This is a genomic window from Aeromicrobium sp. WCS2018Hpa-31, from assembly GCF_031843905.1.
Classification (GTDB): domain Bacteria; phylum Actinomycetota; class Actinomycetes; order Propionibacteriales; family Nocardioidaceae; genus Aeromicrobium.
Genome location: NZ_JAVTJF010000008.1, coordinates 77,380 through 90,716, shown reverse-complemented (window position 1 = coordinate 90,716; position 13,337 = coordinate 77,380). Strand labels below are relative to the sequence as shown.

7 protein-coding genes are annotated in these 13,337 nt (G+C 73.6%); 3 read left to right on the top strand and 4 right to left on the bottom strand.

What is annotated here, in order from left to right:
* The first annotated feature begins 58 nt into the window (after window positions 1-58).
* The 3 genes from RQG84_RS11935 to RQG84_RS11925 all read left to right on the top strand — a co-directional run bounded on the left by RQG84_RS11935 (window position 59) and on the right by RQG84_RS11925 (window position 2,586).
* Entirely contained in the window at window positions 59-817 is a 759-nt protein-coding gene (locus RQG84_RS11935) for an SDR family oxidoreductase (protein ID WP_311210207.1), read from the top strand.
* A gap of 6 nt (window positions 818-823) precedes the next feature.
* The gene (locus RQG84_RS11930) at window positions 824-1,855 is read left to right on the top strand and encodes a phosphotransferase family protein (RefSeq protein WP_055964921.1); all 1,032 of its coding nucleotides are present in this window, start codon (window positions 824-826) and stop codon (window positions 1,853-1,855) included.
* A 107-nt stretch (window positions 1,856-1,962) separates the two neighbouring features.
* Window positions 1,963-2,586, top strand: coding sequence for a TetR/AcrR family transcriptional regulator (locus RQG84_RS11925; protein WP_056553075.1), 624 nt, complete (start codon window positions 1,963-1,965; stop codon window positions 2,584-2,586).
* Between the two features lie 7 nt (window positions 2,587-2,593).
* Here the strand turns inward: RQG84_RS11925 and RQG84_RS11920 are convergent, their stop codons facing one another.
* From RQG84_RS11920 to RQG84_RS11905, 4 genes are all read right to left on the bottom strand, one after another.
* Entirely contained in the window at window positions 2,594-2,908 is a 315-nt protein-coding gene (locus RQG84_RS11920; RefSeq protein ID WP_311210206.1) for a DUF202 domain-containing protein, read from the bottom strand.
* The gene (locus tag RQG84_RS11915) at window positions 2,905-3,282 is read right to left on the bottom strand and encodes a DUF202 domain-containing protein (RefSeq protein WP_311210205.1); all 378 of its coding nucleotides are present in this window, start codon (window positions 3,280-3,282) and stop codon (window positions 2,905-2,907) included. The genes RQG84_RS11920 and RQG84_RS11915 overlap by 4 nt, the downstream gene beginning before the upstream one ends.
* A 9-nt stretch (window positions 3,283-3,291) precedes the next feature.
* The gene (locus tag RQG84_RS11910; protein WP_311210204.1) at window positions 3,292-3,714 is read right to left on the bottom strand and encodes a holo-ACP synthase; all 423 of its coding nucleotides are present in this window, start codon (window positions 3,712-3,714) and stop codon (window positions 3,292-3,294) included.
* Window positions 3,715-3,800: 86 nt separating this feature from the next.
* On the bottom strand, window positions 3,801-12,929 hold the full coding sequence (locus RQG84_RS11905) for a polyketide synthase (protein WP_311210203.1): 9,129 nt from the start codon (window positions 12,927-12,929) through the stop codon (window positions 3,801-3,803).
* Window positions 12,930-13,337 lie beyond the last annotated feature (408 nt).

The window sequence follows — 13,337 nt, the reverse complement described above, 5'->3', positions numbered from 1 at the left end:
CGCCCGTGCGCTACCGTGAGCCCAGACCTAAGCAAGCGCTTACCTCAGGAGAATCTGCATGAGCGAGAACCGCCGCACCGCCCTCGTCACCGGAGCCGCCCAGGGCATCGGCGCCGCCGTGGCCCAGCGCCTGGCCGCCGACGGCCTCGCCGTCGCCGTCGTCGACCTCGACGAGGGAGCCTGCGCCGGCACCGTCGACGCCATCACCGCCGCGGGCGGGTCCGCCATCGCCGTCGGCGCCGACGTCTCCGACGCCGCCGCCGTCGACGCCGCGGTCGAGCGCATCGCCGCCGAGCTCGGCGGACCGACGGTGGTCGTCAACAACGCCGGCATCATCCGCGACAACCTGCTGTTCAAGATGACCGTCGAGGACTGGGACGCCGTCATGGCGGTGCACCTGCGCGGCTCCTTCAACACGGTCAAGGCCGCCCAGAAGCACATGGTCGAGGCGAAGTTCGGCCGCATCGTGAACCTCTCGAGCACCTCGGCGCTCGGCAACCGCGGCCAGGCCAACTACTCCGCCGCCAAGGCCGGCCTCCAGGGCTACACCAAGACCCTCGCCATCGAGCTGGGCAAGTTCGGCGTCACCGCCAACGCGATCGCCCCCGGCTTCATCCAGACCGACATGACCGCGGCCACCGCCGAGCGCATCGGCGTCCCGTTCGACGACTTCATCAAGTTCAGCGCCGAGCAGATCCCCGTCCAGCGCGTGGGCCAGCCCGACGACATCGCCCACACCGCGTCGTTCCTCGTGAGCGAGGGTGCCGGGTTCGTCTCGGGCCAGGTCATCTACGTCGCCGGCGGACCGAAGGACTGATCGCACGTGACCGGACCCGAGGGGCTCGACCTCGACGCGCTCCGACGCTGGCTCGACGACCAGGCCCCCGGCCTGCTCGCCGGACCGCTCGAGGCGACGCTCATCACCGGCGGCAAGTCGAACCTGACGTACGCCGTCTCCGACGGTGAGCGCGACGTCGTCGTGCGTCGCCCGCCCCTCGGGCACGTGCTCGCCACGGCGCACGACATGACGCGGGAGCACCGGGTCATCGACGCGCTGGCGGGCACCGCCGTGCCGGTCCCCGCGACCTACGGCCTCTGCCAGGACGACACGGTCATCGGCGCGCCGTTCTACGTGATGGAACGGGTCGTCGGCACCCCCTTCGCCCGCGCCGCCCAGCTGGTCGAGATCGGCGAGGAGCGAACCCGCACCATCACCGGGCGCATGGTCGACGTGCTCGCCGACCTGCACGCCGTCTCCCCCGACGACGTCGGCCTGGGTGACTTCGGTCGCCCCGACGGCTACCTCGAGCGGCAGGTGCGTCGCTGGAAGAAGCAGCTCGACGCCTCCCGCAGCCGCGACCTGCCCGGCATGGACGACCTCATCGCCCGGCTCGACTCGTCGATCCCGCAGACCAGCGAGGGCACGATCGTGCACGGCGACTACCGCCTCGACAACGTGCTCGTCGACACCGGCCCCGAGGGCGGCGACCGTCTGACGGCCGTCCTCGACTGGGAGATGAGCACGCTGGGCGACCCGCTCACCGACGTCGCGATCCTGCTGGCCTACCAGCAGCTCGCCGAGAGCGCGGCCGACGGCCCGGGTGCCGCCATGGTCACCGACGCCGCGAAGGCGCCGGGCTACCTCCCACGCGAGGAGGTGCTGCGCCGGTACGCCGAACGGTCCGGACGCGACGTCTCCGACATCGACTTCCACCTGGCGCTCGCGTTCTTCAAGCTGGCCGTGATCCTCGAGGGGATCCACTACCGGCACGCGCACGGACAGACGCTCGGCGCAGGCTTCGACGGCATCGGCGACCTGATCGAGCCGCTCATCCAGGCCGGCCTGCGCGCCTGACCCCCTCGCGGAACGGCGACGGTCCATCGTCCCCGTGAGGTGACCCACCAGTAGGTCGAGCCCCGAAGTGGCGTGCCGGGCGGCGCCCGTCCCCTAGGGTGGGCCGCGTGACCGCGGAGATCCTCGAGCCCCGACGTCGCCCGACGCAGGACCGCAGCCGGGCGAAGTTCGAGCTGCTGCTGCGCACGTCGCGCGACCTCCTGCTCGACGTCGGCTTCGAGTCGTTCACCTGCGAGGAGGTCTCGCAGCGGGCCGGGCTCCCCACCGGGACCCTCTACCAGTACTTCGCGAACAAGTACGTGATCGTGTGCGAGCTCGACCGGCAGGACGCCGTGGCCGTGCACGAGGAGCTGACCAGCTTCTCGGAGATGATCCCGTCGCTGGACTGGTTGCGCTTCCTCGACCGGATGATCGACCACGTGGCCCGGCTGTGGGCCGACGACCCGTCGCGGCGGGCCGTGTGGCTCGCCGTGCAGTCGACCCCGGCCACCCGGGCGACCGCTGCCGTCACCGAGCGCGAGCTCGCTGCCGCCGTGGCCCGCTTCCTCGCCCCCCTGACGCCCGGCACCCCGCGCGAGCGTCGCCGGATCATGGCCGAGGTGCTCCTCCACGTCAGCTACTCGATGCTCAACTTCTCGGTGCGCGACGGCCAGAGCCACGCCGAGGCGGTCATCGAGCTCAAGCGTCTGCTCGCCGCGTACCTGCTGTCGTCGGAGCCCGACGCCCGCTGAGCGCGGCTCAGGACCAGGCCAGCAGCACGACGACCGCCGCGACCGCGAGCGCCAGCGCGGCCACGCTCGCCGGCACCCGGCCGTCGCCGACGAGCTCGATCGACACCTCGCCGCCGCTCGACGACGTTCCTCGACCCCGGAGCACCAGGGCGCCGACCCACCCGACCATCGCGAGCACCAGCACGGCCGAGACCACGGTCACGGCCGTCCCCTCGATCCAGGCGACCCGTGCCACCAGCAGGCCCAGCACCACGCACGACGCGGCCGTGCGCCGCCAGGCGAGCCAGGTCCGCTCCTGCGGAACCGCCGGCGGAGGACTCACCCGGGCACCGCCAGCACGACCAGGACGACGCAGGCCACGACCACCGCGCCGACGAGCAGGACCCCGACCCCGTTGGAGGGCAGCGGCCGACCCTGGCGCATCGCGCGCTCGGTGCGCGCCCAGCTCCGCCAGGCGTGCGTGGCGCACAGCGCACCGGCGAGCGCGAGCCCGGTCGACGTCAGGGCCACCACGAGGTCGGGCAGCTCGAGATCGAGCACGTGCACGGCCACCGCCCCGGCCAGCAGGGCCAACGAGGTGCGAACCCAGGCGAGGAACGTGCGCTCGTTCGCGAGCGAGAAGCGCGGATCGGGCTCGTCGCCGACGCCGTACACGCTGCGTGGCCAACGACGGTCGCCACGGTCCTCGGTGGTCATGGGACGACCCTAGCGACGCGCACCCTCTGCCAGCACGACGTAGGCGAGGGCGTGGTCACCGTCGTGGCTGAGGCTCACGTGCGCCTCCACACCGGGCAGGTGCTCCGCGACCTCCCCGTGCAGACGCAGGCGGGGGCGGCCCCACGCGTCGCACACCACCTCGACGAGCCCCAGCACCTCGTCGCCCATGACCGGCGGCTCGCCGAAGATCGAGGCCGACCAGGCCTTCACGAAGGCCTCCTTGGCCGCCCAGCGCGCCGCGAGGTGGCGGCCCTCGCCACCACCGTGCTGCCCACGACCGACCTGCGCCGCGCGCTCGGCCGCGTCGCGCCGCTCCCCCGGGGTGAACACCCTCGCGAAGCGCGTGCCGGGCAGGTCGAGCTGGTCGACGAACGACGGCACGTGGACCAGGTCGACGCCAACTCCCAGCACGGTCCCCTCGACCGTCCCGGGAGACGGCGCGCCGGCACCCCCGACGGCGTCAGCCGCCGCCCGCGGCCCGGCACCCCCGCCGGGGGTCACGAGCAGGCCGTGGCGACGTACACGTCGTCGTCGCCCAGGCGCGCCTGCGAGTCGAGCAGCATCGACGCCTCCCGGCCCCGCACGCCCTCCTTGCCGAGCCGACGTCCCGCGGGACGCTCGTACGCGGTGGCCGCACCGACCATCACCTGCGCCAGGCGCATCCGGCCGGCCACGACCCGCTCGCGCGACCGTGCGAGGTAGTCCTCGCGCTCGGCCTCGGGCAGCGCCTGCACGAACGCCTCCGGGTGCGCCAGGGCGATGAGCCCCGCCACGTGGCCGAAGCCGAGGCTCGTGACCAGGCCGGCCTTGAGCGTCGCACCGGCGAGCGGCTCGCGCAGCCAGACCAGGTGCTCGTGCTCGGCGAGCACGTCGTCGACGCAGTCGAGGCTGCGGTTCGGCGGCAGCATCCCGCCGGCCAGCACCTGGGTGAGACCGATCAGCTGGAACGCCGCGGCACCACCCTTCGCGTGGCCCGTGAGCGTCTTCTGCGACACCACGAACAGCGGGTTGCCGGCGCTGCGACCGATCGCCGCCGCGAGCCGCTCGTGCAGCTCGGACTCGTTCGGGTCGTTGGCGTCCGTCGACGTGTCGTGCTTGCTCACGACACCGATGTCGTCGGCGTCGAGGCCGAGCACCGTCAGCGAGCGGGCCAGCTGCGACTCGCGCCCACCGATGGCTGCGGCCAGGGCACCGATCCCGGGCGCCGGGATCGACGTGTGCACGCCGTCCGCGAACGACCCGGCGTAGGCGACCACGCCGTGGACCGGCAGGCCCATGCGGGCCGCGACGTCACCGCGGGCCAGCAGCAGCGTGCCGCCGCCCTGGGACTCCACGAACCCGCCGCGACGACGGTCGTTGGCCCGGCTCACCCGACGCGGGTCGATGCCCTTGGCGAGCATCGCACCCGAGTCGGCCGTCGCGGACATGTCCGCGAAGCCGATGATGCCCTCGGTGCTCAGGTCGTCGAAGCCACCGGCCACCACGAACTCGGCCTTGCCGACCTTGATCTTGTCGACGCCCTCCTCGACGGAGACCGCCGTGGTGGCGCACGCGGCGACCGGGTGGATCATCGCGCCGTAGCTGCCGACGTACGACTGCACGACGTGCGCGGCGATGACGTTGGGCAGCGCCTCCTGCAGGATGTCGTTGGGGTTGTTCTCCCCCAGCAGGGTGTTGATGTACAGCGCGTGCATAGAGGCCATGCCACCCATGCCGGTGCCCTGCGTGTTGGCGACGAACGCCGGGTGCACCCAGCGCATCAGCTCGGCCGGCGTGAAGCCGCTCGAGAGGAACGCGTCGACGGTGCACACGAGGTTCCAGATCGCGACGCGGTCGATGGACTCCAGCATCTCCGCCGGGACGCCCCAGGCGGAGGGGTCGAAGCCGGTCGGGATCTGGCCGCCGATGGTGCGGCTCAGCTCCATGCGGCGCGGCACGCGGATCTCGGTGCCGGCCTTGCGGGTGACGGTCCACTCGCCGTCGGGCGACGACGTGATGCTGGTGCGCTCGGGATCGGCGGTCACCATGGCGCGGGCCTCGGACTCGCTGCCGACCGAGAACGTCAGGTCGTCGTCGAGGTACACCGACGTGAGCAGCGGCGCCGTGTTGTCGACCATCGAGCCGTCGTCGCCGTAGGTGCGGATGCCGCACCGTGCGACCACGGCGTCGTGGTAGCGCTCGTGCACGTCGGCCTCGTCGACCGGCTCGTTCGACTCGACGTCGTACCAGCCCTGGTTGACGTCGTCCCACGTGATCAGGCCGGTGTTCCAGGCCAGCTCGAGCACGCCGGCCGCGGACAGCTCGTCGTGCACCTCCATCTCGAAGCGCGTGCGGGCCGAGCCGTACGGACCCAGCTCGCCGGTGCCGACGATGACGACCATGTCCTCGGGGCGCGCGGTGACCTCGCCCCACGCCGGGGTGGCGGCGTCGGGCAGCTGCGCCGGCGACGGTGCGAGGGCCGCCACGGTGGGCGTCTCGTCGTCCTCCTCGACCGTCGGGCGCTCCACGCGCTCGGCGAGGGCGCGCAGGTCGAGGTCGGCCTCGCCGAGTCCGCCGGTCAGGTCCAGCTCGACCGGGGCGACGGACGCCTGCTCGCGCAGCGCGGTCGTGCAGCCCTGGGTGAGCAGCGCGTCGGCCATCTCGTCGGGGCTCCAGGTGCGGACACCGGCGGACTCGACGGCCTGCACGAGCGGGTCGTTGCCGCCCATGAGGCCCGTGCCCCGGACCCAGCCGATGATGGCGTGGGTCAGCGTGACGCGGTCGGACCAGCTCTTCTCCGCACCCCACTTGGTGACGACGGCGTCGAGCGCGGCCTTGGCCTCGCCGTACGCGCCGTCGCCGCCGAACATGCCGCGGTTGGGCGAGCCCGGCAGCAGCACGTGCAGGCGCGACGCGAGGTCGTGGTCGCGGCCCGTGGTGGCGAGGGCACCGACGAGGCGCTCCACCGACCACAGCAGGATGCGAGCCTCGACCTCGGTGCGGCTGCCTGCGTCGGACAGGTCGCCCATCACGCGGCCGGCCGCGAACGGCACGAGCAGCGTGGGCACGAGGGCCGGCTTGGTCACGGTCTTGGTGCTGCCGACCGTACGGGCCTGCTCGGTGACGATCCACGACGAGAGCGCGTCGACGTCGGCGAACGAGGCCATGTTGGCCGGGACCACCCAGAGGCGGGCACCGGCACGGGCGTGCGTGCGGTAGAGCTCGCGGTAGAACCCGACCTTGCGGCTGTCGAGGCTCGACGTGGTGGCCACGACCGTCGCGCCACCGGCGAGCAGCTCACCGACCACCGACGCCGCGATGGAGCCACGGCTCGCACCGGTGACGACGGCGATGTCGTCGGCCCACGCGCCGGGTGTGGTGTCGAGGGCGTCCTCCACGATCCGCTCGAGGCGGACCTTCAGTGCGGCGTCGTCGGTGCGTCCGGCCCACCAGCGGGCCTGGGACGCGAGCACCTCGCCGGCTCCGGTGAACACGACGTCGTCGGCATCGAGGGAGCCGAGCGCGATGCGGGCGAGGTCCTCGCGGGCGCTGGCCCAGCGGTCGTCGACCAGCACGGCACGGCGCTCGTCGAACGCGGGGGCGACGGCGTCGACCCAGTCGGAGCCGAGCTCGGCCTCGACCCGGTCGAGCACGCGCTGCGCGTCCTCGTCGGTCTCGGTGCCGTCTGCCGCCCACGGCCCGGCACCCCCGCCGAGGTTGTCGAGCTGCGCGAGCAGGTGACGGGCGGTGCTGGCGAGCACGCCGTCGGGTCCGGTGATCTCGCCGGTGATCTCGGCGAGCGCGGCGGCGTCGACGGTGGCGTCGGAGCCACCGGCGGACGGCAGGTCCACGCTCACGCCGTGGCGCGCGGCCACGGCCTGGACGGCGGCGTCGACGGCCGCGTCGACCTCGGCGCCGTTGGACGGCACCGGGATCGTGGCGAGGTCTCCCCCGCGCACGCTGGCACCGTCACGCGTCGAGAGCGCCAGCTCGGCCAGCACGTGGCTCGCCCAGCCCGCGCCGAGCTGCCAGACGTCGGTGACGCGGTCGGCGACGGCCGACTGCTTGCGACCCGTGGGGCCGAGCACCTTCTTGAGGTGGTCGGCGAAGGTCGCGGAGAGCACCGGACCGAACGGCTTGTAGCTGCGGGCCAGGCCCTTGACCTGGGCCGAGAGCGTGGGCACGTCGGCATCGGCAGCGCCGTCGATGGCACCGAGCGAGAGCTCGCCGCCGAGGTCGACCAGCAGCTGGTTGCGGCGCGACGACGCACCGTCGCAGAGCGACTCGATGGAGTCGGCAGCACCGATCTGCTCGGGGCGCAGCTTGGTCCACCAGGCGATCAGCGTGCGGGTTCCGTCGGCGGCGTCGAAGCCGAGGTCGGCCGGACGTGGACCACCGGAGGACACCGGGGCCGCAGGCGCCGGCGCGGCGGCCTGGTCGGCCGGGGCCGACGCACTGGGAGCCTCCTCGGCGGGAGCGTCGTCCTCGACGGGCGCCGGGTCCTCGTCGGTGGCGAACACCGCGGCGGCGTCGCGCTCGACGTTGACGACCTCGACCCCACGCTCACCGAGCGTGGACTGCACGGCCGGGAGCTTGAGCGTCGACGACGCGAGGTTCGCGACGGTGGGCGACTGGCCCACGCCGATCTCGACGAAGCGCTCGACCCCGAGGCCGCCGTTCTCGACCGACGCGAACATCAGGTCCTGCGTCTCGATCCAGCGCACCGGGCTGGCGAACTGCCAGGCCAGCAGCTCCACCAGGAGCGTGCGGCACAGCGCCTGCGGGCGGGCAGCCCAGGCGTCGAAGTCGGACAGCACGGCGTCCAACGGGGACTCACCGACGAGGTCGGCGATCTCCTGCACGAAGCCCTGGTCGAGCGAGAACGGCCGCGGCACGAGGTTCGGCACGTACCGACCCTCGAGGATCGTCGGGTCGATCTCGGCCGGCAGCAGCTCCTCCAGGCGGGCCCGGAAGTCCGGCACGCCGCCGTGCAGCACGCGCGAGTGGAACGGCACGTCGATGCCGGGCACCAGGATGAACGCGGCCTTGCCGCCGAAGCGCGCACGACGCTCGGCGACGTCCTCCTCGAGGACCTCCAGGCCGCGGACGGTGCCGGCGATCGCGTACTGCGAGCCGCGCAGGTTGTAGTTGACGATCTGCAGGAACTGGCCGCTGCGCTCGGCGACGCCGTCGACGTACGCCGTCACCTCGTCGTCGGCCAGGCCGATCTGCGACGGACGGATGGCGGCGAGGCGGTAGTCGCTGCGGCCGTGCTCGTCACGGGGGACGAGCGTGTGCATGACCGAGCCGCGCTGGAACACGACCTCCACGACGGCCTCGAACGGGATGACGCCGGACACGGCGGCGAGCGCGTTGTACTCACCGACCGAGTGGCCGGCCAGCACGGAGCCCTCGACGAACGCGCCGGACTCGCGCAGCTCGGCCATCTGGGCGGCGCCGAGCACCGCCATGGCCACCTGCGTGAACTGGGTCAGGAACAGCACGCCGTCGGGGTGCTTGTGGGTGGTGCCGTGGGCGACGAGCACGGTCGGGTTGTCGCGCACGACCGTGAGGATCGAGAAGCCGAGCGCGCTGCGGGTGTGCGCGTCGGCACGGTCCCACACGGCGCGGGCGGCCTTGGACCGCTGGTAGCCGGCCATGCCCATGCCCGGGTGCTGGATGCCCTGACCGGGGAAGGCGTAGGCCGTGCGCGGGGCGGCCACCCGGGCCGTGGCGGCCATGACGAGCTCACCACCGGCGCGGCAGGTGACCTCGACGACCTCGTCGCCGTCGACCAGGGCGGTGCGCTCGGCCTTCACCGAGACGGTCGCGCCGGGGGCCAGAGGGCTGAGCCAGCGAGTGGTCCAGCCGAGCAGCGTGCGACCGGTGGCGTCGGCCACCACGCGCTGCGCCGCGGCGGACAGCCACATGCCGTGGGCGATCGGCTCGCCGAGACCCGCCAGACGGGCTGCGGCCACGCTCGTGTGGATGGGGTTGTGGTCGCCCGAGACGGAGGCGAACGCGCGCAGGTCGGTGGGGGTGACCACCGTGCCCTCGGCGCGGGTGCGGCGCGGCGTCGGGTGCACCTCGGCGTCGCCCAGACGGCCACCGGCACGGACCGGCTCGCCGGCGTCGGCGGAGCCGGGACGGCCCCGCACGCAGAAACGCTCGACCAGCGTGGCCACGGTGCCGTCGGCGTCCGTGGCGGTGACGTCGACGGTCACGACGCGACCGAGGTCGGTGGCCCGCACGGAGCGGACGGCGGCACGAAGGCTCAGCTCGACACCGTCGACCGGCGTGCGGGCGACGTCGACCGCGTGGTCGAGGTGCACCAGGTCGAGCATGCCCTCGACGACGGGGTCGCCCGCCTCGGTACGGCTGGCGCCGATGACCGCGAACACGGCCGGCCAGGCGAGGCCGACGAGGGCGTCGGGCACGAAGGCCGCGGTCTCGCCGGCGGTGACGCCGGCGTGGTCGGCGACGAGGTCGTCGCTCCAGGGAGCACTGAGCGTCGCGGCTCCCTCGGAGACCGACGGGAGCGAGCCGCCCGCGGCGGCGGTGAGGAGGTCGAGCATCGCGGCGGCGGCGGTGCTCGTGGAGATCACGGGCGCGCCACCGGTGGCCACGCCGTCGGTGACGTCGAAGGTGAGCGTGAGCGTCCGGCCGCCACGGTCCAGCGGCACGACGAGCTCGGCGGTGTGGCCCGAACCGGTCAGGACGGCACCCGTCTCGGGGTGCTCGGCGCGCTCGGGGGCGACGCTGACCCAGCCCGTCGACGACGAGGCCGGGGTCCCGAGGCGGTGCACGGGGTTGCGCACGGCGCGCCCGGCCCAGACGGCGTCGGGCGAGGCGAGCACGAGGGACACGGCGCCGGTGGCGCCGTCGGCGCGGCGCAGGCCGACGACCTCGAGCGGTGCGGCACCCGAGGCGAGCACCGCGTCGACCGCGGCGTCCTCGAAGCGGCGCAGCAGGTCGGCCACCGGCTCGTCCACACGGGTGATGCCCGCGACCGAGACGGTGCCGGGGATGACGCAGACCTCGTCGGCGGCGAAGCGCGGGTCGTGGGCCTGCCACAGGGAGTCCGAGCGCCACCAGCGGCGCACGTCGGCGTCGACCACGGGCACGAACGGCACGGGCTTGCCCGGACGACGGCACACCTGCACGAAGAACGGGACGTCGGCCGGGTGCAGCACGACGTCGTCGGCGGCCGGGTGGGCCTCGCGGAGCGCGGTGAGTGCGGCGGTGGCGTCCTCCACGTCGGCGGGCGTCGCGAACAGGGTGGCGACGGGGCCGTGGTCGACGTCGACCAGGCGCGCCTCGGCGCGCTGCAGCATCGCGTGGAAGCGGTCGCGGAGCGTCACGTCGAGCCAGGCGGAGCCGCCCTCGTCGTCGTGTCCGGTGGGTGCCGCATGATCGGTGGTGAGCGCGGCGAAGCGGTCGAGCCACGCACCGTACGTCATGGTCGCGACGTCGCCGAAGTACGGCTTGGCGGTGCGGTCGAGGGCCTCGACGATCTCGTCGCGGCGGGCTGCGACGGCGTCGGCGTCGCCGGCGACCTCGTCGAGCAGCCGTCCGGTGCGCGACGCGGTGTTGTCGATCTCGTGGATGTCGGCGCCGAGCTGGCTGCGGCCCGAGGACATGCCCCCGTCAGCCGCACCCGCCCCGACCCACGCGGGCGTCCCGGGGGTGTCGACGAGGAGCTGCTTGACCGCGGGCGAGGTGGTGGCCTCGAGGGTCGCCATCGCCGCGGTGCCGACGAGCACGCCGTCGAGCGGCATGACGGGGTGGCCGTGGGCACGGGCCCACTCACCGGTCAGGTAGGCCGCAGCCACCTCGGGGGTGCCGATGCCGCCGCCGACGCAGACGACCACGTTGTCGTGGGCGCGGAGCTGGGCGTAGGTGGCGACGAGCAGGTCGTCGAGGTCCTCCCACGAGTGGTGACCGCCGGCCTTGCCGCCCTCGATCTGCACGATGATCGAGCGGGGCGCGACCTTGTCGGCGATGGCGAGCACCTGGCGGATCTGCGCCACGGTGCCCGGCTTGAACACCACGTACTCGATGCCGACCTCGGCCAGCTCCTCGACGAGCGCGACGGCCTCGTCGAGCTCGGGGATGCCGGCGGTGACGATCACGGAGTCGATGGGCGACCCGGCAGCCCGGGCCTTCTGGACCAGACGCTGACCACCGAGCTGCAGCTTCCACAGGTAGGGGTCGAGGAAGAGGGAGTTGAACTGGAACGTGCGGCCCTCGTCGAGGAGGTCGTCGAGCTCGGCCATCCGCTCGGTGAAGATCTGCTCGCTCACCTGGCCGCCGCCGGCGAGCTCGGCCCAGTAGCCGGCGTTCGCGGCCGCGGCGACGATGGCGGCGTCGACGGTCGTGGGCGTCATGCCGGCCAGCAGCACGGGCGAGCGACCGGTCAGACGCGTGAACGCGGTCTCGACGCGCAGGCTGCCGTCGGGCAGCGTGGCGGCGGTGGGCGCGTAGGACGACCACGGACGGCTGCGACGGGGCGCCGCGCCGGGCACCGTCAGCTCGCGGTGGCCGCGACGCGTGGCGACGGACACCACGCCGGCGCCCCGGACCTTCGCCTCGGCGGCGCTCAGGCGCGCGGCCAGGTCGCCGGGACCGACGTCGAGCAGCCACTCGGCACCGGCGTCGAGCACGCGCTCGACCTCGGCGACCCAGTCGACCGGGTCGACGACGGCACGCCGCGTGAGCGTGCGAGCCTGCTCGGGGTCGAGTCCGCAGGCGGCCGCCCAGGTGGCGGCGAGGTCGGCGGCCTCGGAGAGCGCAGGGTGGTGGAAGGCGAGCTGCGCGGCCACGGGCTCGACGACGGGCTTGAACGCCGCGCCTCCGGTGACCTTGCGTGCACGCTCGTCCTTCTGGGCGGCGGCCACCTCGTCCATGAGCGTCACGGCACGGCGCAGACCCTCCTCAGGACCCGACAGCACCACGGAACGACGTCCGTTGCGCAGGTGCGTGACCACGTCGGCCGAGGCGGGGAGCGACGAGAGCGCCTCCGCCACGCGCGCGGGGCTCTCCCCCGTGACGCTGAGCATCGTGGCTCCGAGCAGGCCGCGGCGGCGACCCACGACGTGGGCGGCCGCACCGGCCAGACGGGCGTACGCGTAGAGCTCGGCCGGGTCGGCGCCTGCCAACGCCTCCAGCGCGAGGGAACCCTGCGAGTGCCCGGCGGACGCGACCGGCGGGGTCGCGGTGACGTCCAGCCCCTGGCGGCGCAGGGCCGCCAGCCCGGCGAGCTGGGTGAGCAGGATGCCGGGGACGGACACGGCCGGGATCTGCTGGTCGACGGCCGAGGGAAGGCTGGGCGCCTCGTCGTCCTCGGCGGACTCGCCGACGGCCAGGGCGTCGACCCACGCGAGCGGCGTGACCGTGGCCCCGGTGCGCAGGAGCTCACCGGCCACCGGCTCGAGGGTGCGCTCGGCGCGGTCGACGACGGACGTCAGGTCCGCCTCGAGGGCGAAGTCGCGGACCAGGGTGGCGAGCGCGTCGAGCCAGGCCTCGCCCTGTCCCCCGGCGACGACGGCGTAGCGCTGCCCACCCCGCAGACGGTCGACCAGCGCCTCGCGGCGGCCTCCGGTGGTGGCGGTGCTCGTGGTCGTCGGCGTCGTGGGGGTGGTGGTCACGTCGAATTACCTCGCTGCGGCAGATGAGTGGAAGCACCATCGTCGCAAAACGTGAGAGGAACCTCAAGTTTATTCCGAGGGTTTCCTCATGTTCTGTTGGTCACACGTCCGTCCGCCTGCGGCTGCGCTGCCTCCACTCCGACCCTGCCTGGCCTCCGAAAGAGCCTCGACCGGACAGCCCCCAGCGCGGTCGCCCCCTGCTTGCGGGCCCACCATCGGTGGATCCGCAACCGCAGAGTGCGGATTGCGGTTGAGGATCCACCGAGAGGCGCGTCGGGACCGCGTCATCGGTGGATTCCCAACCACAGCGGCACTCCTGCGGTTGAGGATCCACCGATGCCCCAGGAGTGCCCGCAGTCCCGGCCGCGGCGCACCCCACCGCCCGGTCGAGGCCTTTCGGAGACCGAG

Bases quoted from the DNA above. Each gene is read 5' to 3' on its own strand.
- RQG84_RS11915 (WP_311210205.1), bottom strand. From the start codon at position 3,282: ATGACCACCGAGGACCGTGGCGACCGTCGTTGGCCACGCAGCGTGTAC.
- RQG84_RS11935 (WP_311210207.1), top strand. From the start codon at position 59: ATGAGCGAGAACCGCCGCACCGCCCTCGTCACCGGAGCCGCCCAGGGC.